The organism is Mycobacterium toneyamaense (assembly GCF_055384815.1).
Genome location: NZ_AP040333.1, coordinates 3,865,939 through 3,886,484 on the forward strand (window position 1 = coordinate 3,865,939; position 20,546 = coordinate 3,886,484).

A 20,546-nucleotide genomic window follows, 5' to 3' on the forward strand; every position below is an offset into this window, starting at 1 on the left:
AATGGCGGCAAGTCGCCGCCGGTTCCAGCGTACCTGTCGGCCCTACCCGTCCCGGCCATGAACTGCGACCTGGCGATTCAGCGCGACGGCCGGCAAATGAAGGCCGTCGGCCGGGCGGCGGCGCCCGCACCGATGCGCGTGATCACCACAGAGAGCTGCGCACCCGAGCGCTGCAGCTTCAGCTTGGCGCGCAACGCATCCGGGTCGATGTCGACGCCGCGCACCAGAATTTCGACGGCCGACGCCCCGTGCGCGGACAGCGCCTGCCGGAGCCGCTTCTCGTTGTAGGCGATCTGCTCGATGACCTCGAAACCCCTTGTGCCGCTTGGCAACTCGTCGCCAGACAGGTACGCGATCGCCGGGTCGAGCTGCCACAGGCCGTGCCGCGCCGCATAGTGGCGCACCAGACCGGCGCGCACCACCGCGCCGTCGGGGTCGACGATCCACCGCCCCGCGGGCCCCGAGGGACAGTCGCCGGGGTCGGCATCGGTGAATTCCTCGGCCACCTGGCCGTTCTTGTCGAGCACCGTGGCCCGGCGCGTAACGCCGGATGGCGCCAGCCCCGGTGACCACAGACAGGCCTCCCGGACGCTGCCGGCCAACGACGTGATCTGCACCTCGCCGCTGAATCCCAGCTCGGCCAGTTGGCCGAAATCGACGCCGGGAGCGCATTTCACCACCAGGTCGCGGCCCTGGTAGACCTCGAGCAGCTCGTCCAGCGGCGGGGCGTAATCACGGGGGTCGAACTTGCGGCGCCCCGAACTGCGCCGCGCCGGGTCGACGACCACCACGGTGTCCCGCGTGATCGGGCGGAGCGCGTCCGCGCGGCACAGCAGCGCCCGGTCGCCCACGTTGTGCCGCGCCATGGCCAGCCGGACCGCGTCCAGGTCGCTGCCGACGAGATGCGACGCCGAATCAGCCGAATTACTCAGCGCGGCAAGTTCTGTCCCGACGGAACACGTCGCATCGTGCACGAGGCGGCCGGACAACCGCCGCGCCCGATGAACGGCGACAGCCCCGGCCGTGGCCTGCTGCAGCGCCTCGTCGGTGAACAGCCAGCCGGTGACGTCGCCCAGCTGCGCCAGTTTGGCGACGGCCCGGCGCCGCAGCAGCACGGTCTCGACCAGAACCGCCGCACGGTCACCGAAACGCGAACGCGCCCAGGCGATGTCGGATACCCGGTGGGCATCGGTCAGGGGCCGGGCGGCCACCTCGGCGAGCGCCTCCTGACCGGGTCCGGTCAGGTAGGCGACATCGTCGAGTGTGAAGGCATAGCCGCTCACGTCAGAGCGTCAGGGGCGCGGGGTCCGTCAGGACGGCTTGACCCCGGTGATCATGACGTTGTAGAACCAGCCCTTCGGCACGATGTGGCGCCACACGTTGGCGTCGAACCAGCTGAGCGAGGTCCAGCCGCCGAAGGCGAACTTGGCCCAGCCCCAGCCGAGCTTGCCCGGGGGCACCGTCGACTCGAAGGTCCGCACCGGCCAGCCCAGCATGGCGGCGGTGAATTCCTCACTGGCGGTGGCGACTTCGACCGCACCGGCGTTGGTCGCCATGCGCTCCAGGTCGGCGGGCTCGAAGGTGTGCAGGTCGACGATCCATTCGAGCGCGGCGGCGCGCGAGTTCTCGTCGAGCTCCTCCTGCGGCCGGCGCCAGGACGCCAGGCCCGGCAGCTTCATGGCCGCGACGGTGGTCTTCCAGGTCAGGTCGGCCAGGCGACGGGCGTAGAAGTTGCCGACGGTGGTGGGCTCGCCGGCGAAGATGAACCGGCCGCCCGGCTTGAGCACGCGGACGACCTCGCGCAGCGACAGCTCCACATCGGGGATGTGGTGCAGCACCGCGTGTCCGACGACGAGGTCGAAGGTGTTGTCCTCGTAGGGAATTCCCTCCGCGTCGGCGACACGGCCGTCGATGTCCAGACCGAGGGCCTTGCCGTTGCGGGTGGCCACCTTGACCATGCCCGGGGACAGGTCGGTGACCGAGCCGCGGCGCGCGACGCCGGCCTGGATCAGGTTCAGCAGGAAGAAGCCGGTGCCGCAGCCGAGCTCGAGGGCGCGGTCATACGGCAGCTGGCGCTGGACCTCGTCGGGCACGATGGCGTCGAAGCGACCGCGGGCGTAGTCGATGCACCGCTGGTCGTACGAGATCGACCACTTGTCGTCGTAGCTCTCGGCTTCCCAGTCGTGGTACAGGATCTGCGCCAGCTTGGTGTCGTGGCGGGCCGCCTCGACCTGCTCGGCCGTCGCATGCGGGTTGGGTGCCTGGTCAACTACCTCGGATACCTTGGCGGCAGCGTCGGCTGCGGCGACCTCGGACGTCTGGTCGGTACTCGTCATGCAGGTCAGCCTAACTGCCCCGTCACCGGGAGTTCACATCCACGGTTCTGTTCACCCGCTGAGCACGGGGATCAGCGAACCGCGAACGCCGCCTTTGCTGTGGCCAGCGCCTCGGGCGACGAGTCGAGGAACCTGCGCGCCCACTTGTGCGCTTCGTCGTAGACGTGGTCGGGCGCCACGAGTTGGTCGACCAGACCCAGGGCCACGGCTTCATCGGCACCGGCGAACCGGCCACTGAACACCAGGTCCTTGGCCCGGCTGTCGCCGACGGCCGCGGCCAACCGCGCCGCGGCACCCTCGGCCGGTGCCCGGCCCGACAGGATCTCGGTCGACCCGACCTTCACGTTGTCGCCGCTGATGCGCCAGTCGGCCGCGAGCGCCAGCGTCAGGCCACTGCCCAGCGCGTAGCCGGTGACGGCCGCGACGGTGGGCCGCGGAATGGCGGCGACAGCGTCGACCGCGGCGCGGCACACCGCGCCCGCGACGCGGGCCTCGGCCGCATCGAGGGTGCTGGTCTCGTGGTCGTCGTCACCGGTGCAGAAGACCTCGTGGCCGCCGTACACGATGACGGCGGTGACGTCGGACCGCTGGCCCAGCTCCTCGGCGGCTGCGGCGACCTCCCGGCACATCTGGCGGGTCAGCGCATTGCGCGGCGGCCGGGCCAGCAGCAGGGTCCCGATGCCGTCGATGACGTGGATTTCGACGAATTCCGCGGCGAACTCACGCTTGGTCATCACTGCGCCCTACCGGCGCGCGCCGCCTTGTACCGCTCGGCATCGAAGAACTCGATGTCCCACGTCCCCTCGCCCATGGTGAGCACCGGTTCGATCGGCTCGATCTTCCGTTCGTCCTTGAGCAGCTCGCCGACCGTCCGGCCGTCCAGTGAGCTCAGTTGCGTCCACGTGGGCGGCAGCAGGAACGAATGTCCGGCCGCGAACTCCTCCAGCGCGGCCGTGGGCGTACGCCAGGCGACGTGGTCGCTCTCGGTGTTGTTGCCGTCGGCGCGCTGGCCGGCCGGCAGGGCGCCGACGAAGAAGAACGTGTCGTAGCGACGGGTGCGTTCCTCTTTGGGGGTGATCCAGTTGGCCCACGGCCACAGCAGATCGGCGCGCAGCACCAGCTTCTCGCGGGCCAGGAACTCCCCGAACGACAGCTCACGGCTTTCCAGCGCGGCGCGCGATTCGTGGTAGACGGTCGCGTCGGAGACGATGCCGTCGGGGTCGTCGGCCGGCCCGGCGAACAGCACACCGGACTCCTCGAAGGTCTCGCGGGCGGCGGCGCACACCAGCGCGCCGGCCAGCACCGGGTCCACGCCGAACTTCTCGGCCCACCAGGTGCGGTCGGGTCCGGTCCAGGCGATGTCGGCATCGCGGTCGCGCTCGTCGACCCCGCCGCCGGGGAACACCGTCATGCCGCCGGCGAAGGCCATCGACATGGTGCGGCGCATCAGGAAGACCTCGATGCCAGGCGCACCGTCGCGCACCAGCATCACCGTCGCGGCCGGCCGGGGATGCAAGGGGTCGAGTTCGGTCATATACGCCTCCTGTGCGCCGCGCGACTGCGGGTACGACGGGCGAAGTACCGCCCGTCGATGTACTCCAGGGCGATCGACTGACCGAAGGCCTGGGAGAGATTCTCGGATGTCAGCACGTCGGGCAGCAGCCCGGCGGCGACCGTCTGCCCCTCGGAGAGCAGCAGGCAGTGCGTGAAGCCCTCCGGGATTTCCTCGACGTGGTGAGTGACCAGCACCGTGGCCGGCGCGTCGGCGTCGGCGGCCAGATCAGCCAGCCGGGCCACCAGTTCTTCGCGACCGCCGAGGTCCAGTCCGGCCGCCGGCTCGTCGAGCAGCAACAGCTCCGGATCGGTCATGAGCGACCGGGCGATCAGGACCCGCTTGCGCTCCCCCTCGGACAGCGTGCCGTAGCGGCGGTCGGCGAGGTGTTCGGCGCCGATGCTCTCCAAGGTGTCCAGCGCACGGTTGTAGTCGACGTCGTCGTACTGTTCGCGCCACCGGCCCAGCACGGCGTATCCGGCCGAGACCACCAGGTCCCGCACGACTTCGTCGTCCGGTATCCGCTGCGACAGCGCCGAACTGCTGAGCCCGATGCGAGACCGCAACTCGGACATGTCGGTGCGGCCCAGCCGCTCGCCGAGGACGAAAGCCGTGCCCGACGACGGATGCTCGACGGCGGCCGCCATGCGCAGCAGCGACGTCTTGCCCGCGCCGTTGGGGCCCAGGACGACCCAGCGTTCGTCGAGTTCCACCGCCCAGTCGATGGGGCCGACCAGGGTGGCCCCGCCGCGGCGCAGCGTGACCCCGGAGAATTCGATCAGCAGGTCAGGATCGGGCTGGGCGTCGGGTTCTACGAGGTGGTCGTTGAGGGCGCCGGGCACTCGCTCATCGTAGTCACGGCCGGTTCAGCCGCCCGGTCCCCCACCACGTGTGCCCAGCCACTGGCCGCGAGCCACCGGGTCGGGGTGCACCGCAGCACCAGTTGCACCAGCGGCCCAATCCCCAAGGCGTACACGACGGTTCCGACGCCGACGGTGCCGCCCAGCAGCCAGCCGGTGGCCAGCACCGTCACCTCGATGCCGGTGCGGACCAGCCGCACCGACCAGCCGGTCCGGGCCACCAGCCCGGTCATCAGTCCGTCGCGTGGCCCCGGCCCCATCCCGGCACCGATGTACATCACCGTGCTGACGGCGTTGAGCACGACGGCGCCGACCATCATCGCGGTGCGCACCGGCAGCGTCGTCGGCTGCGGCAGCACCAGCAGGGCCGCGTCGACCACGACGGAGATGACGATGACGTTCGCGACGGTGCCGACGCCCGGCCGGTTCCGCAGCGGAATCCAACCGAGCAGCACGACGACGCCGACGAGCGCCGTCGCGCCGCCGATGGTCAGTCCCGTGTGCTTGGCCAGGCCCTGGTGGAAGACGTCCCACGGGTCCAGGCCCAGGCCGGCCCGCACGAACAGCGCCATTGACAGTCCGTAACCGCTCAGGCCCGCCAGCAGCAGCGCCGTGCGGACGGCCGTGGTCTTCACGCCGACGTCAGCCCTCACCGGTGGTCCTGGAAGCGAGCGCGGATGGCATCCAGTTCGTGCCGCACCCGCGCCGCATCCAGATCGCGGACATCGGCCCGGTTGTCGCGCCGCGACCGGACGCGCTTCTCAGCCAGTTTTGATAGCCAGTTCGTTCGCATGGCCCCAGTTTTCCCGCCAACTGGCTTGCCATTCAATAGCCAGTTGGCTGATACTGGCTTCAATGTCGATCGAGATGTCAGCCAGATCACTTGACGAAGTCCTTCTGGCACGAGAATTGGGCAACTGGCGCACCTCCAGCCTCAGCGGCCCCGCCTATCTGGGCCTGGCCGATGCCATCCGCCTGCTCATCGTCGACGGCCGGCTTCCCGTCGGCGCCCGGTATCCCAGCGAGCGCGCGCTGGCCGACGCCCTGCGCGTCTCCCGCACCACCGTCACCGCGGCCTATGCCCAGCTGCGCGAGGACGGCTATCTCAACGCCCGCCGCGGCGCCCGCAGCACCACGGCGCTGCCGCCCACCGCACCGACGGCCAGTCCGGCCCCCCTCACCAGGACCGGCACGCTGAGCCTGGCCGACGCCGCCCCCTCGGCGCCGGCGGCCGCCACCATCGAGGCATTCACGCGCGCCGCCCAGCGCCTGGCACCGCACTTGCACGACATCGGCATCGAACTCACCGGCGTCGCCGAACTTCGCCAGGCCATCGCCGAAAGATATTGCGCCAGGGGGCTTCCCACCGAGCCCGACGAGATCATGGTGACCACCGGGGCCCTGCACGCGATCAATCTCATACTGGCCACCTACGCCCGCCCGGGCGACCGCGTGCTCATCGAGCAGCCGACGTACCACGGCGCCATCTCGCTCATCGCCGCGTCCGGAGCCCGCCCGGTGCCCGTCAGCATGGCCGAAGACGGCTGGGAACTGGATGCCGTGCAAGCCGCCATGCGGCAACTGGCACCGAATCTGGCCTACCTGATCGTCGACAACCACAATCCGACCGGGCTGAGCCTGCCGGCCGCGGGACGCGAGCGCCTCGCGCGCATCATCTCCGAGACCCGGACTCGCACCATCATCGACGAGACCATCTGCGACATCTGGCTGGACGAGCCGCTGCCGCCGCCACTGGCCTCCTACCTGGAGAGCCGTCGCGACCTGGTGATCACCGTCGGTTCGATGTCGAAGTCCTTCTGGGGTGGACTGCGGGTCGGCTGGATTCGCGCCGAAAGGTCCACCCTGGCCGCCATCGCCGCGGTGCGGCCGACCATCGACCTGGGCACCGCCATCGTCGAACAACTCGCCTCGGCCGATCTGCTCCGCCAGGCCGACACCGTGCTGCCGGCCCGCCGCGACATGCTGCGGGCCCGGCGGCAGCTGGTGAGTTCGCTTCTGCAGGAACAACTTCCGGACTGGACGGCGAGCCCGTGCCACGGCGGCATGTCGATGTGGATGCGGCTGCCCGCACCCATGAGTTCAGCGCTATCGGCCGCGGCGTCCCGGATGGGGCTCGTCATCCCCGCGGGTCCACGATTCGGCGTCGACGGCACCCTGGAGCGCTTCATCCGGGTGCCCTTCACACAGCCCGAGGAGCGGCTACACGAATCGGTTGCGGTGCTGGCTCAGGCCTGGCGCAGCGTCACCGGCTCCGGTACGCCGGACGCGCACGCCCTCGTCGTCTGAGGGGCCCTGAGAACTTACTGCTGGCTCTGGATCAGGCCGATGCAGGTGCCGATGTGCTCGGGCGTGCAGGGGATGCCGTTGACCGTCTGCAGGCCGCCGACCGACTGGGTGATCTGTGCGCCCGTCCCACTGTTGGACGTCTGCGGCGGCACCGCCTGCGGGCCACTGCCATTCGCCGTGCCCTTGACGCACACGCCTTCGAAATGGCTCGGCACCGTCCCCCAGGGGCACGCGTAGGCCGGCGCGGCCGCCGTCACAGAGACGACCGACAAGGGGCCGGCGACCAACGCGACAGCACTCACACCAACCAGAACCGCACGCTTCATGTCACCATCTCCCACACGCTTACGCAGCAAATCAATATCAATAGTCACCACTGTAACGCGACAGCGGCCCCGGTGTGCCCTCGCCAGGGAATCCCTACGGAATATCGACGCGTCGCACCACACCGTCGACGGCGTCGGCGGCCTCGATCTCGCCACGCGTGATGCCCAGGATGAACAGCACGGTGTCCAGATACGGGTGGTTCAGCGACGCGTCGGCGACGGCCCGCAGCGCGGGCTTGGCGTTGAACGCCACCCCGAGCCCGGCGGCCGACAGCATGTCGATGTCGTTGGCGCCGTCGCCGACCGCGACGGTCTGCTCCATGGGCACACCGGCCTGGTTGGCGAAGTCCCGCAGCGCCTTGGCCTTGCCCGGGCGGTCGACGATCGGGCCGGTCACCCGGCCGGTCAGCTTGCCGTCGACGATCTCGAGGTGGTTGGCCGCGACGAAGTCGAGCATCAGTTCCTCGGCCAGCGGCTCGATCACCTGACGGAACCCGCCCGACACCACACCGCAGTGGTAACCCAGCCGGCGCAGCGTGCGCAGCGTGGTGCGGGCCCCCGGGGTCAGCTCGATCTGGTCGGCGACCTCGTCGACCACCTCGGCCGGCAGCCCGGCGAGCGTGGCCACGCGTTCCCGCAACGACTCCTCGAAGTCCAGCTCGCCACGCATGGCGGCTTCGGTGATCGCCGCGACCTTGGCCTCGGCGCCGGCGCGGGCAGCCAGCATCTCGATGACCTCGCCCTGGATCAGCGTCGAGTCGACGTCGAACACGATGAGCCGCTTGGCCCGGCGGGCCAGGCTGTAGTCCTCGAGCGCGATGTCGACGCCCTCGTCGACGGCGACGCGCGCCAGCGCGGTTTGCAGCTGGGTGTACGCCCCGCCCACCGGCGGCACCGACACCCGCAGCTCCAGCCCCGTCACCGGATAGTCGGAGACGCCGCGGATGAAGTCGATGTTGACCCCCAGCGCCGCGACCTCGCGGGCGACGACGGTGAACGCCTCGGCGGTGATGGGCCGGCCCAGCACGACGATGGTGTGGGTCGACGGTTCCGTCAGGACGGGCTGATCGTCACTGCTGTCGATCGCGACATCGAGTCCCAGCTCGCCGATGGCCTGTTGCACGTCGGCCCGCAGCACCTCGCCGGCCACCTCGGCCGGCACCGCAACCAGCACGCCGAGTGTCAGGCGGCCACGGATGACCACCTGCTCGACGTTCAGCAGCTCGACGTTGTGCCGCGACAGCACGCCGAACAGCGTCGACGTCACGCCCGGCTGGTCGAGACCGGTGACGGTGATGAGCACGGATCCGTTTGGCATTCCTGCCTGCGTCATCTGTCAAGTCCCCTAACGCAGAACCGCCCGCGCCTTAGGCGCGGGCGGGTCGGCTGATTCCTAGTGGTGCGATCGACCGATGTGCGCTTCGGCGCGCATCCGCTCGACCATGTGCGGGTAGTGCAGCTCGAACGCCGGGCGCTCCGAACGGATCCGGGGCAGCTCGGTGAAGTTGTGCCGCGGCGGCGGGCAGCTGGTGGCCCACTCCAGGGAGTTGCCGTAGCCCCACGGGTCGTCCACCACGACGGGCTCGCCGTAACGCCAGCTCTTGAACACGTTCCACACGAACGGCAGCGTGGACAGGCCCAGGATGAAGGCACCGATGGTCGAGATCACGTTCAGCGTGGTGAAGCCGTCGGTGGGCAGGTAGTCGGCGTAACGACGCGGCATGCCCTCGTCACCGACCCAGTGCTGGACCAGGAAGGTGGTGTGGAAGCCGATGAAGGTCAGCCAGAAGTGCAGCTTGCCCAGACGCTCGTCGAGCAGCCGGCCCGTCATCTTCGGGAACCAGAAGTAGATGCCCGCGTAGGTGGCGAACACGATGGTGCCGAAGAGCACGTAGTGGAAGTGCGCGATGACGAAGTAGCTGTCCGTCACGTGGAAGTCCAGCGGCGGGCTGGCCAGCAGCACGCCCGACAGGCCACCGAGCAGGAAGGTGATCAGGAAGCCCACCGAGAACAGCATCGGCGTCTCGAAGGTCAACTGGCCCTTCCACATGGTGCCGATCCAGTTGAAGAACTTGATACCGGTCGGGACCGCGATCAGGAACGTCATGAAGGAGAAGAACGGCAGCAGGACGGCGCCGGTGGCGTACATGTGGTGCGCCCACACGGCGACCGACAGGGCGGCGATACCGAGCGTCGCGTAGATCAGGGTGGTGTAACCGAAGATCGGCTTGCGGCTGAACACCGGGAAGATCTCCGAGACGATGCCGAAGAACGGCAGCGCGATGATGTACACCTCGGGGTGGCCGAAGAACCAGAACAGGTGCTGCCACAGGAGGACGCCGCCGTTGGCGGGGTCGTAGATGTGCGCGCCCAGGTGGCGGTCGGCGGCCAGGCCGAACAGCGCGGCAGTCAGCAGCGGGAAGGCCAGCAGCACGAGGATCGAGGTCACCAGGATGTTCCAGGTGAAGATCGGCATGCGGAACATCGTCATACCCGGGCAGCGCATGCAGACCACGGTGGTGACCATGTTGACGGCACCCAGGATGGTGCCGAGACCACCGACGGCCAGGCCGACGATCCACAGGTCGCCACCGGCACCGGGCGAGTGGATCGCGTCGGTCAGCGGCGAGTAGGCGGTCCAGCCGAAGTCAGCGGCACCACCGGGGGTGATGAAGCCGGCGATGGCGATCATGGCGCCGAACAGGAACAGCCAGAACGAGAAGGCGTTCAGCCGCGGGAACGCCACGTCGGGGGCGCCGATCTGCAGCGGCAGCACCAGGTTGGCGAAGCCGAACACGATCGGGGTCGCGTAGAACAGCAGCATCACCGTGCCGTGCATGGTGAACAGCTGGTTGAACTGCTCGTTGCTCAGGAACTGCAGTCCCGGCATGGCCAGCTCGGTGCGCATGAACAGCGCCATCAGGCCACCGATGAAGAAGAACACGAAGCAGACGACGCAGTACATGATGCCGATCAGCTTGTGATCGGTCGTGGTCACCAGCTTGTAGATCAGGTTGCCCTTGGGGCCCATACGCTCCGGGAACGGGCGACGAGCCTCGAGTTCTCCGATTGGGGGCGCTTCGGCTACCAACAGATCCTCCAAATGTTCCGGGCGAATAGTTCGAGCACACGGGGCATCCCATGTTGTCTGCCGGTGATCTTATCCCCCATCGCACAGCCTTGCGGCGAGGGTCCTACAAACTGTCGTAATTGGCTGGACCGGCCGCCTGGCCCGGCGTGGCGCGGGCCCCCGCGACCGCGCCTCATCTGGGCCCGACCGCGCGGGTGTTACCGTCGGCCACGTGCAGTTTCCGACTTCCCGTACCCGGCTGTCCAGCGCAAGCGCGGCGGTTCTCACCGCGCTGTGTGCGACGGCCGCGGCCGTCCTGACGGGCTGTTCGGGACACACCGCCGAACCTCAGGCAGCGAACTCGGCTCCCATCACCAGCACCACCCGTATCGCCACCGCGGGCGTGCTCGGCAACCAGCGCCGGCCCGACGACTCGTGCGCGCCCAACCCGGCAGCGCTCGATGAAGGGCCGCCCATCCGTCAGGTGCACCACGCCGCGGGAGCCACCGACGTCAACGCCGACCCGCAGCGCATCGTCGTGCTCTCGGGCACAGCACTCGATGCGCTGTGCGCGCTGGGTCTGCAGTCCCGTGTCGTCGCCGCGGCGACCCCGACGGATTCGTCGGGCCAGACGTCGTATCTGGGCACCGTCATCCACAACGTGCCGGCGGCCGGCACGCGCGGCGCACCCGACATGGCGGCGGTCAAGGCCGCCAACCCCGACCTGATCATCGGCTCGCAGGTGTCGTCGACGTCGGACACCTACGGCGCGCTGTCGGCCATCGCACCGACGGTACTCACCCGTCCGTCCGGCGCGGCCTGGGAGGACGATCTACGGATGGTCGGTGCGGCGACCGGACGCGGCGCCGCCGCGGGCGCACTGGTCGACGGATTCAACGCCGACGCCTCCAGGATCGGCGGGCAGAACGACGCCTCGCACTTCCAGGTGTCGGTGGTGCAGCTGACCGAGGGCACCATGCGAATCTTCGGCGCCAACAACTTCCCGGGTAGCGTGCTGGCCCGGATCGGCGCGGATCGCCCTGCGCCGCAACGGTTCACCGACAAGCCGTACCGCGAGATCGACATCTCGAAGCTGACGCCCGGCACCGATTTCTCGACTGCCGACGGTGACATCGTCTACCTGTCGTTCGAGTCACCGGCGGCCAAGGACAAGGCTGCCGCGTTGCTCGACAGCCCGGCCTGGAAGAAGCTCGCCGCCACCCGCGACAACCGGGTGTTCGTGGTGAACAACGAGGTATGGCAGACCGGCCAGGGCATCGTGGCCGCGCGCGGCATGCTCGACGACCTGCACTGGCTCAACGCGCCCATCAATTAGTCATTGCGCGTCCTGCAACGCCTGCTGGCCGAACTGTCCGAGTTCCAGCGAGCCGTCGGGCAGGACCAGCTCGCCCGACTCGATGCGCTGTCTCAGATAGGCGAACGTCTGCGCGGTCTGGGCGAACAGATGCTCGCCCGCGCGCAGCGCGGGGCGTGGCTTGGCGTCTGACGACGCGAACTGCGGCAGCGGTTTCACCTCGGTGTGGTAGTCGACGTTGAAGAACAGCGGAAACGAATACCGCTCCTCGGCGACCTTGCGGACCCGGTGGCTGGTGGCCACGAACGCGCCGTTGGTCCACAGCTCCAGCAGGTCCCCGACGTTGACGACGAACGTGCCGTCCACCGGTGGCACGTCGATCCACTCGCCCGCGCCGTTGAGCACCTCGAGGCCGGGGGCCGTCGGCTTGAGCAGGGTGAAACATTCGTAGTCGGTGTGCGCGCCGATCCCGACGCTGTCGTGGGCGTCCGGGTTGTACGGATAGTGGATGAGCCGCAGCTGGCTCGGCGTCTTGGTGGCGTGCCGGGAGAAGACCTCGGGATCCTCGCCGAGGGCGACGGCGAACGCCCACAGGAGCCGCTGCCCCACGGCCAGCACGGCCTGGTAGTACGCGGTCACCGCCTCGGCGAAACCGGGTAGGTCCGGCCAGGTATTGGGGCCCAGCATGGGGTTGCCGGCCAGATGATCCGGATCGTCGGCGGGCAGATCCAGCGCGGTGTCGAACGCTTCTTTCAGGTCCGGGACGGTGCCCTCCAGGCCCTCCTCGCCGACCGGCACATACCCGCGATGACAGCGGGACAGCCCGATGTAATCACGCATCTTTTCTTCGACCGGCAGCGCGAAGTACTCCTTCACCGCCGCCAGCATCGCGCCGAACAACGACTCGTCGATGCCGGTGCCGCTGATGTAGAAGAAGCCGACGTCGGCCGCCGCCCGGCCGAGCTCGGCGGCCACGCGGTGCTGCTCGGCACGCTCGGGTGACGACAATCCGCTGATATCGATGATCGGCACCGACGTGAATGACGTTACGCCACTCATGAATTCACATTCCCTTCCGAGTTGTCCACCGTCCAGTGCACGCCGTTGGCCTGGATTTGGTCGCCGACAGAAGCCATGTCGGCGAAGTCGATACCGAGCGCTCGCTGCGCGTCGCCGCCCACGGTGCCGAGCACCACCTGAGTGCCGTCGGCCCAGCCGAACATGGCGCCGACCCGGACCAGTAGCGCCGACGCTCCGGCCGGCCCGGACAGGTGCAGCGCGCCTGTCGGCCCCGCGTCGCCGGGGTCGCGGACCCAGTGCTCGATGTAGTGTTCGTGCACCCCGGTCTCGACGAGAACATCGCTCTCCCAGTGCATTACGCCGGCGTCGGGATGCGGTCCCGGCGTCGTGATGTCGAACTCTCGATGCCACTCGAAGACGTCGCCGTCCTGGTGCAGGGTGCCCGCGAATCCGCGGGAGTCAACGTAGGCCGTCAGGCTCTGCAGCCACAGCACACCCGGTTCGGTGTCGCGCGTGCCGTCGACGTCGATCAACAGCGTGCGGCGCCAGAGGCCGGCGCAGTCGGTCAGCAGTGGTGTCATGACGATTCCTCCCAGTTGTGCTGCAGCATCCGCAGTCCGTCGACGGTGGGCACCCCTATTGCCCGTACCCGGGCGATCCCGCCGTCCGGGTAGGCCTGTACGCGCAGTGCCGCCACGTCGGGCACGTCGACCGCGAACACCTGGCGCGCATCGGCGAGCAGTCGCGTCCGCGGCAGCACCGGAACGTCGAAAGCGACCATCCCCCAACCGTGTTCCCGATCAGGGCGACTACGGCTGCCCAGCACCGACACCTCCAGGCTGGCGTTGAACACGAAGTACGACGTGTCGACCTCGATGCGGCGCAGGTCGGCGGGCGCGGCGAACGAGACGATCACCGCGTCGTGGGTGTCCGGTCCGACGTCGCGGCGTCGGCGCGCCTCCCAGCCGTCGCCCATGTTGTGCGGCCGGTTCGGCATGATCAGCGACGTGGCACTGGAATAGAAACTGTCACTGCACCATTCGACCCGACCACCGTTTTCCAGACCGGACACCTCGACGGTGACATCGCTGAAGGACGCGGGGTCCGCCACCACCTCGCCGTACGCCCGCAGCCGGGCGACGCCGCCGTCGGACTGCAACCGCAGCCGCAGGTGCGTCCACCGCCGGCGGTCCGCGACGGCCAGCAGATTGTGCGAATCCGCCTTGAGCACAGTGGGTTCCACGATCGGTGTCCAGGCCACGACGGGGTCTGCCGGATCGTCGGTGCGCGCCAGCACGCAGGCGTCCACCGCGCAGCCGCTCGGGTGATTGCCCGAGAAGAACCGGGTGTCCACGTCGATGGTGCGCAGCCGGCCGGGTGTGCCCAGCCGGATGATCGCCCAGTCGCCGGCGCGGCCGGCGTGGCGCCGGGTCTCCCAGCCGTCCACCACTTCGCCGCGCAGGTCGAAGGTTCCCGGCACGAAGGCGGGTTCGGCCGGGTCGACGAGCCGCTCCTTGAATCCGAACGATTCGTCACTGGCGGCCACCACGCTGCCGCCGACGAGGCGCGAGGCGAGATCGACGTCGGTCATCGGCCCAGTGCTTCCGACAGCGGCCAGTGGCTGCGCGGATTGTCCGGTCCCGGCGCGAACACCCCCGCCTTGCTGGTGGACAGGCCCAGCCCGACGACGGCCTGGGCGAGGGCCACCGCGGCGGCGACCCCGTCGACCGCGGGCACCCCGAGCTTGGCGGAGATCGCCGCCGTCACGCCCGCCATCCCGGCGCACCCCAGGCAGATCACGTCGGCGCCGTCCTCGTTGATGGCGCGTGCGGCCTCGTCGACAATCGCCTGCACGGCGCCGGCGGGATCGGCGTCCACGGCTGCCGTGCCGAGGCCGCAGGCCCGTACCGAGGCGCAGTGTGCGTTCAGGCCGGCCAGCAGCAGCCGGTCCTCGATGGGCGGGATCGACCGGGCGAGCGTGGTGATCACCGAGAACCGCCGGCCGATCAGGTGCGCGACATGCGCGGCGCATTCGGCGATGTCGAACACCGGCACCGTCAGCATCTCGGCGAGCGCGTCGCGGCCGTGCTCGCCGAATCCGGCGAGCACAACGGCATCGAAGTCGAAGTCGCCCGACCGGGTCAGTCGGGCAACCAGGTCCATCACCCCGACCGCGGAAAGGTAGCTCTCGGCGGCGGAGTCGATTGCCGCCGAGCCGAAATACGGTGACATGCACACGATCTCAACGTCGGGATGCGCAGCGGCACGCGCGGCAGCGGCGATCTCGGCGGTCATGGCCGCCGAGGTGTTCGGGTTGAGCACCAGGATTCTCATGCCGGCTCCCCCACCGACGCCGGCACGCCGGCAACCCAGGTCTGCAGGACCGAACCCCGCAGCATGACACCGTCATACGGGCTCACCGGGTGACGGTGCCGCAGCGTCGCCGCCCGCACGGTGTCGAGGGCACCCGGATCGAAGGCGCACAGGTCGGCCCGCAGACCCACGGCGATCCGGCCCCGGTCGGCGTAACCGGCCAGCGCGGCGGGCCGTTGCGACATCCACCGGCTCAGGTCGGCGAGCCCGAAGCCGCGTGCGGCGGCCTGCGTCCACACTGCGCGCGGGCTCAGCTGCAGTGAGCTGATCCCACCGAATGCCCGCCCGAAATCCCCGTCCCCCTTGAGCCGCGGCGCGCAGGGCGAGTGGTCGGACACCACCAGGTCCAGCGTGCCGTCGTGCAGCGCGGACCACAGCAGTTCACGGTTGGCGCCGTCCCGGATGGGCGGGCAGCAGGCGAATTCGGTGCCACCGTCGTGCACCGCCTCGGCGGCGAATGTCAGGTAATGCGGGCAGGTTTCGGCCGTCACCGGTATCCCGGCGCGCTTGGCCTCGACGAGACGGGCCAACACTGTGGCGCTGGAGACGTGCACGATATGCGCGCGGGCCCCGGTCGCCGCCGCCGCGTCGATCACCAGGGCCACGGCATCGTCTTCGGCGGCGTCGGGTCGCGACGCCAGGAACGACCGGTATTGGCGGCCCGCCGGCACTGGCCCGGCGTCGATCACCTGGTTGCTCTCGGCGTGGACGAGCAGCACCGACCCCAGTTCGGCGATGCGCCGCATGGCATCCCGGAACTGTCCCGGGCTCAGGTGCGGGAAATGCGGGTTGCCCGAGTCGGCGAGGAAGCACTTGAAGCCGCGCACCCCGGCCTGTGCCAGGTCGGGCAGGTCGTCCAGGTTGTCGGGCACCACGCCACCCCAGTACCCGACGTCGACGTGGCAATTGGCCGCTGCCGTGGCCTCTTTGGTGTTTAGGGCCGCGACGCTGGTGGTCACCGGGTCGCAGTCCAGTGGCATGTCGACCACGGTGGTGATCCCGGCCGCGGCCGCCGCGGCGGTGGCGGTCTCGAAGCCCTCCCAATCGGTACCCGGTTCGTTGATGTGGACATGCGTGTCGACGAAACCGGGCAGCAGCACCACCGATTCAGGCAACCGGATGTCCTCTGCCGCAGCGCAATCGGCGTCGACGTCACCCACGAAGACGATGCGGCCACCGTCGATCCCCACCGCGGCGGGAACCTGGTGACCGTCGACGAGCACCCGGTCGGCGCGCAGCACGCACTCCATCACAGCCCGCCGAACCGGTGATGGAAATGGTCGGTGAGCTCGGGCCACACGTGTGGATCATGGCCGGGGATCAGCTGAAACCCCCTGTCGGCGGCCAACTTCTTGAGTCGGCGGATCGGCTCGATCGTGTCCTGCGGGTCGACGTCGATGAACCCGCCGAGGGCGAGCTCGTGCTCGATGTTCTCCGTGAGGTCGGCCGCATCGAAGGCGAACACGAAGCCGTCACCGCCGACCGACCGGTCGAGTTCGACGACGAAGCTCTGATGCCCCGGCGTGTGCCCATAGGTCGGCACTGCGGTAATGCCCGGGGCGATCTCGGCTTCCCCGTCGGCCAGGTGCCACTCGATGTTCGGGTCGTCGAAATCGATCCGATTGATCGCGTTGCGTTCAGGCTCAGGGTGATTCGACAGCCCGTACTCGAGTTCACGACGCTGGGCGTGCACCGGGACCTTGCCGGCGAACAGCTTGAGCCCGCCGGCGTGGTCGTGATGCAGATGGCTGACGGCGACGGTGTGGATCTCGTCGAAATCCACCCCGACCTCCGCCAGCCGCTGCTCGATCGGCTCGCCCGGTCCGGGCAGCACCGGGCGGTACTCGACGGTCGGGAAGAACCGCCGGTACAGCGCCGGGTCCCGTATGAGCGCGGTGTTGAATCCCGTGTCGAGCAGTACCCAACCGCCGTCGGTCTGCAGCAACACCCCGGGCACCGGCTCCCGCATGCGCTCCTCGGGCGGTGCGCCGTACACCGACACCGACTTCGGCAGCTCCTCCCAGCCCAGGGTCAGCAGGATGATCCGCCGTACCCCGGGCTTGCCGACCAGAGTGGCCATCAGCCGACCGAAAGGGCGTTCAGGCGCAGTGAATTCGGGTTGGTGACCACGTGTGCCTGTTCGACGCCCTTGAGCCAGGGCTGGGCCACCATGAAGTCGTTGACGTCGGCGATGTTCAGCCAGCAGCCGGTCTTGACCGCTTCCACACCGGCCGTGGAGAAGTCGGCCTCCGAGTCTGTCGGCAGTCCCGCGGCCAGTGCCGCGGTGACCGGCGGCGCCGAGCACCCGAAGAAGTTCAGGCCACCATCGGCATCCCACGAGATGTGGCCCCAGGTGTACGGCGACGGCGCATCGGGCCAACCGAGATAGGTCATGATCTCCGGCGCGGACTGCCCATCGGTGCCGACCCAGCCGTAGATCTCCGACGTCGGGTACGCCTGCACCTTGGCGGTCAGACCTGCCGCGGCCAGCTGCGTCTGAATCAGGTTGCCGATCAACTGGTTATCGGGGTTGCTCGAGTCGTAGCCGATGGTCACGGTCTTCTGATCTGCAGGCAGCTTGCCGGCAATCGCGGACAGTGCCGACGTATCGTGCGAGACCGACTGCTTGCCGTATTCGGCGGCCATCATGTTCGGCGGATAGATCTGCTCGGCCTTCTTGCCGCGCCCGAAGTACGTCTGCTTCACCAGTTCGTCGACGTCGATCGCCTGCATCACGGCGGTCCGGTTCTTGGCGTCGGTCATCATGCCCTTGCGCGGGTTGATGTACGCGTAGTTCGACATCATCGTCGGCAGCGAGTAGTTGGCGAACGCCTTGTTGTTCAGGTAGGACTGGACCGCCGAGGAGGGCAGGTCGTGCAGGATCGCGGCCACCTGGCCGTTGTTGAACTGCAGTTGCTGCGCCGACACGTCGGTGATGACCGGAAGCTCGACCTTCTCGAAATACGGCTTGGTGCCCCAGTAATCGGGGAAAGCGGCCATCGCGTAGTGCGAGCCCACCTGCGCGTCGGTCAGCGTGAACGGACCGGTGCCGAGATCGTGAGTGGTCAGGTAACCCTGCGCGTTGTCCGTGCCGGCGTTCTTCTTCAGTCCTTCGGGGCTGAGCATGCGGGGTCCATAGGGACAGGCCAGGTAATCGAGGAACGCCGAGTTGGGTGCCTTCAGCGTAATGGTGACGTCGTAATCCCCTTGTGTGGTCACCGATTCCACGTCCTTGACCATGTAGGCCGGGCCCTGGTTGACGGCCACCCGGCGATCGAACGACGCTTTGACCGCCGCCGACGTGAACGGCGTGCCATCGTGGAACTTGACGCCCTCACGGAGCTTGAACGTGAACACCTTGTTGTCCGGCGACGCCGTCCAGCTCGTCGCCAGCAGCGGTTCCAGGACGGCCTTGTCGACACCGGCCTTGTATTGCAGCAGGCCTTCGTAGGTGTTGGTGGTCAGCAACAGACCTTGTCCCGCGTAGTAGATGTCCGGGTCCGGCGGCTGCCCCGGGTCCTGCAGGAAGGACAGGTGCAGAACCTTGTCGGTGGGCGCGGCGTTGGGCGTGCCGCTCCCCGAGTTCGAGCCACCGCAACCGCTCAGCGTCAACATGACGGCGGCACCGGCAGCGGCGATCCGCCAGCTTCCGCGCGCGCGACCGGGGACCTTGAGGCTTTTCATCATCGGGCAACTCCTTCGAGGGCGGGGCTGGACAACTCGGGCGGACACATATCGGAAAAGGCGGCGACGATCTCGTCGGTGGTGCGCATGGCACCGGCCTGCAGGTACTCCATGGCATCGAGGGCCGCGTCGTGGCGATAGGTCGACGAGCCGCCCACGCAATCGGTCACGACGCGGACGTAGAAGTCACGCTGGTGCGCATCGGCGAAGGTGTAGTGCACACAGACGTCGGTGAGCCCGCCGATGAGAATGAGTGTCGAGGCGCGCAGGCCCGACAGCACGATCTCGAAATCTGTTCCGATGAAACCGGAATAGCGGCGCTTGACGATGTGGAACTCGTGGTTGGGCCCATCGAGGTCGGGCAGCAGCGCGGGATGCAGCGGGGTGCCCGGGCGGCCGTCCACACAATGCTCGCCCTCGGCGCCGTCGAGCTCGCGGCCGAAGTCGATCCCGTTGGGGCGGTGCACCTCCTGGAAGAACACGATCGGGACTCGCGCGGCGCGCGCGGCGGCGATCAGGCGCTGGGCCCGGGCGATCCGGCCGTCGTACCCGGCCATGTGCTCGATGCCGACCAACTCGGCCGGCATGTCGCCGCACTCCTGCATGTCGACGACGACCAGGACGGGATTACCTACGATGAGCGGCTGTTTCGGCACTTAACCTCCTGTGACGGCGATACGCGGATCAGCGGCGGCCTGCAGCAGGTCCACCACCGTGTTGATGACGACGTAGAGCGCACCCAGCATCAGCGTGACCCCGGCGATCGCCGGGAAATCCGCCACGGGAATGCTCTGCGCGACGTACTGCCCGATGCCGGGCCAGCCGAAGACCTGCTCGACCACCAACACGCCCGAAAACATCAGGCCCACTTGGAGTCCGGTCATCGACAGGGCGGCGCCGACCGAGTTGCGCAGCACATGCCTGGCCAGGATTCGGGTCTCGGACAGTCCCTTGGCGCGGGCCGTCCGCGCGTAGTCGCTGTCGATGTCGGCCAGCAGGCTGCTGCGCAGCACGCGGCCGATCGCGACAGCCGGGCCGATCGCGATGACGAACGCCGGCAGGATCAGGTGGTGCGCGGCGTCGGCCACGACATCGAGCCGCCCGTGGAGCAGACCGTCCACGGTGAGCATGCCCGTCGGCCCGGTCGGCGGACTCGGCACGGCACTGCGGCCGTTGGCCGGTACCCAGCCCAGGTCTTGGTAGAAGACGATGAGGCCGAGGATGCCGAGCAGGAACATCGGCGCCGAGGAACCCGCGAACAACACGGCCCGAAGCACATTCGCGCCGCGCCAGTTCAAGGTTGTGCTGAACGCCAGCAGCACCGCGAGAACGACGGCGATCAGCAGGCCGGCGAGCGCCAGCTCCAGCGTGGCGGGCACGAACGACCCGAGGTCGGCCATCACCGCATGCCGGGTCCGGTACGACGTGCCCAGGTCACCGGTCGCGGCACCGGCCAGGTAGTGCCAGAACTGGACCAGCACAGGGTCATTCAGTCCCAGCGCCGCGCGCCGGGCCGCCACCGCGTCAGCTGAGGCCTGGGCGCCGAGCTGGGCCTTCACCGGATCCAGCGGCGAGATGTTCTGCAGGACGAACATCACTGCCGTCAAGGCGACCAGGATGGCGACCATCGACCCCAACCGCGAGGCCACGAACGTCTTCATGTTTCACCCACCTCTCTTCATGCGCGCGCTCATCACCACCAC

21 protein-coding genes are annotated in these 20,546 nt (G+C 68.8%); 2 read left to right on the forward strand and 19 right to left on the reverse strand.

Going from position 1 to position 20,546, the window contains the following annotated elements:
* Positions 1-77: 77 nt before the first annotated feature.
* The 7 genes from ACZ5IQ_RS18540 to ACZ5IQ_RS18570 all read right to left on the reverse strand — a co-directional run bounded on the left by ACZ5IQ_RS18540 (position 78) and on the right by ACZ5IQ_RS18570 (position 5,541).
* Positions 78-1,283: a THUMP-like domain-containing protein gene (locus ACZ5IQ_RS18540; protein WP_212813832.1), complete on the reverse strand. Its 1,206-nt coding sequence runs from the start codon at positions 1,281-1,283 to the stop codon at positions 78-80.
* Positions 1,284-1,310: 27 nt separating this feature from the next.
* A complete protein-coding gene (locus tag ACZ5IQ_RS18545) occupies positions 1,311-2,336 on the reverse strand; it encodes a class I SAM-dependent methyltransferase (RefSeq protein ID WP_212813830.1) in 1,026 nt (341 codons plus the stop codon).
* Between the two features lie 71 nt (positions 2,337-2,407).
* Entirely contained in the window at positions 2,408-3,070 is a 663-nt protein-coding gene (locus ACZ5IQ_RS18550; protein WP_464480078.1) for an enoyl-CoA hydratase, read from the reverse strand.
* Positions 3,070-3,870 carry an NUDIX hydrolase gene (locus tag ACZ5IQ_RS18555; RefSeq protein ID WP_212813826.1) on the reverse strand — a complete coding sequence of 267 codons (801 nt, stop codon included), beginning with the start codon at positions 3,868-3,870 and terminating at the stop codon, positions 3,070-3,072. The genes ACZ5IQ_RS18550 and ACZ5IQ_RS18555 overlap by 1 nt, the downstream gene beginning before the upstream one ends.
* Positions 3,867-4,730, reverse strand: a complete 864-nt coding sequence (locus tag ACZ5IQ_RS18560) for an ABC transporter ATP-binding protein (protein ID WP_061001297.1) — start codon at positions 4,728-4,730, stop codon at positions 3,867-3,869. Before ACZ5IQ_RS18560 ends, ACZ5IQ_RS18555 begins: the two co-directional genes overlap by 4 nt.
* Complete coding sequence (yczE, locus tag ACZ5IQ_RS18565; protein ID WP_406801809.1) at positions 4,700-5,320, reverse strand: membrane protein YczE; 621 nt, start codon at positions 5,318-5,320, stop codon at positions 4,700-4,702. Before yczE ends, ACZ5IQ_RS18560 begins: the two co-directional genes overlap by 31 nt.
* Positions 5,321-5,397: 77 nt before the next feature.
* Positions 5,398-5,541 carry a hypothetical protein gene (locus ACZ5IQ_RS18570; protein ID WP_165605527.1) on the reverse strand — a complete coding sequence of 48 codons (144 nt, stop codon included), beginning with the start codon at positions 5,539-5,541 and terminating at the stop codon, positions 5,398-5,400.
* Positions 5,542-5,603: 62 nt separating this feature from the next.
* Here ACZ5IQ_RS18570 and yczR point away from each other — a divergent pair, with 62 nt between their 5' ends.
* On the forward strand, positions 5,604-7,055 hold the full coding sequence (gene yczR, locus ACZ5IQ_RS18575) for a MocR-like transcription factor YczR (RefSeq protein ID WP_133427156.1): 1,452 nt from the start codon (positions 5,604-5,606) through the stop codon (positions 7,053-7,055).
* Positions 7,056-7,069: 14 nt separating this feature from the next.
* Here the strand turns inward: yczR and ACZ5IQ_RS18580 are convergent, their stop codons facing one another.
* The 3 genes from ACZ5IQ_RS18580 to ctaD all read right to left on the reverse strand — a co-directional run bounded on the left by ACZ5IQ_RS18580 (position 7,070) and on the right by ctaD (position 10,472).
* Positions 7,070-7,381 carry a hypothetical protein gene (locus tag ACZ5IQ_RS18580; protein WP_020103125.1) on the reverse strand — a complete coding sequence of 104 codons (312 nt, stop codon included), beginning with the start codon at positions 7,379-7,381 and terminating at the stop codon, positions 7,070-7,072.
* Positions 7,382-7,475: 94 nt separating this feature from the next.
* Entirely contained in the window at positions 7,476-8,699 is a 1,224-nt protein-coding gene (gene serB / locus ACZ5IQ_RS18585; RefSeq protein WP_110767291.1) for a phosphoserine phosphatase SerB, read from the reverse strand.
* A 75-nt stretch (positions 8,700-8,774) separates the two neighbouring features.
* Positions 8,775-10,472 (reverse strand): aa3-type cytochrome oxidase subunit I, encoded by a 1,698-nt coding sequence (gene ctaD / locus ACZ5IQ_RS18590; RefSeq protein WP_061004131.1) that lies wholly within the window; start codon positions 10,470-10,472, stop codon positions 8,775-8,777.
* A 211-nt stretch (positions 10,473-10,683) separates the two neighbouring features.
* On the opposite strand from ctaD, the gene ACZ5IQ_RS18595 reads away from it, so the two are divergent.
* Positions 10,684-11,787, forward strand: a complete 1,104-nt coding sequence (locus ACZ5IQ_RS18595) for an ABC transporter substrate-binding protein (protein ID WP_409430115.1) — start codon at positions 10,684-10,686, stop codon at positions 11,785-11,787.
* Here the strand turns inward: ACZ5IQ_RS18595 and ACZ5IQ_RS18600 are convergent, their stop codons facing one another.
* From ACZ5IQ_RS18600 to ACZ5IQ_RS18640, 9 genes are read right to left on the reverse strand one after another with little or no spacing between them, the layout of a single operon-like run.
* Entirely contained in the window at positions 11,788-12,825 is a 1,038-nt protein-coding gene (locus tag ACZ5IQ_RS18600) for an isopenicillin N synthase family dioxygenase (RefSeq protein WP_133427154.1), read from the reverse strand.
* Complete coding sequence (locus ACZ5IQ_RS18605) at positions 12,822-13,367, reverse strand: hypothetical protein (RefSeq protein WP_318986147.1); 546 nt, start codon at positions 13,365-13,367, stop codon at positions 12,822-12,824. The genes ACZ5IQ_RS18600 and ACZ5IQ_RS18605 overlap by 4 nt, the downstream gene beginning before the upstream one ends.
* Complete coding sequence (gene alc / locus ACZ5IQ_RS18610; RefSeq protein ID WP_464480079.1) at positions 13,364-14,377, reverse strand: allantoicase; 1,014 nt, start codon at positions 14,375-14,377, stop codon at positions 13,364-13,366. Before alc ends, ACZ5IQ_RS18605 begins: the two co-directional genes overlap by 4 nt.
* Positions 14,374-15,120 (reverse strand): aspartate/glutamate racemase family protein, encoded by a 747-nt coding sequence (locus ACZ5IQ_RS18615; protein WP_464480080.1) that lies wholly within the window; start codon positions 15,118-15,120, stop codon positions 14,374-14,376. Before ACZ5IQ_RS18615 ends, alc begins: the two co-directional genes overlap by 4 nt.
* On the reverse strand, positions 15,117-16,409 hold the full coding sequence (gene allB / locus ACZ5IQ_RS18620) for an allantoinase AllB (protein ID WP_464480081.1): 1,293 nt from the start codon (positions 16,407-16,409) through the stop codon (positions 15,117-15,119). Before allB ends, ACZ5IQ_RS18615 begins: the two co-directional genes overlap by 4 nt.
* Entirely contained in the window at positions 16,409-17,239 is an 831-nt protein-coding gene (locus ACZ5IQ_RS18625; protein WP_464480082.1) for an N-acyl homoserine lactonase family protein, read from the reverse strand. The genes allB and ACZ5IQ_RS18625 overlap by 1 nt, the downstream gene beginning before the upstream one ends.
* A complete protein-coding gene (locus ACZ5IQ_RS18630) occupies positions 17,239-18,843 on the reverse strand; it encodes an ABC transporter substrate-binding protein (protein WP_464481485.1) in 1,605 nt (534 codons plus the stop codon). The genes ACZ5IQ_RS18625 and ACZ5IQ_RS18630 overlap by 1 nt, the downstream gene beginning before the upstream one ends.
* Positions 18,843-19,499, reverse strand: a complete 657-nt coding sequence (locus ACZ5IQ_RS18635; protein WP_464480083.1) for a cysteine hydrolase family protein — start codon at positions 19,497-19,499, stop codon at positions 18,843-18,845. The genes ACZ5IQ_RS18630 and ACZ5IQ_RS18635 overlap by 1 nt, the downstream gene beginning before the upstream one ends.
* Positions 19,500-20,504 (reverse strand): ABC transporter permease, encoded by a 1,005-nt coding sequence (locus tag ACZ5IQ_RS18640; RefSeq protein WP_212813802.1) that lies wholly within the window; start codon positions 20,502-20,504, stop codon positions 19,500-19,502.
* Between the last annotated feature and the right edge of the window lie 42 nt (positions 20,505-20,546).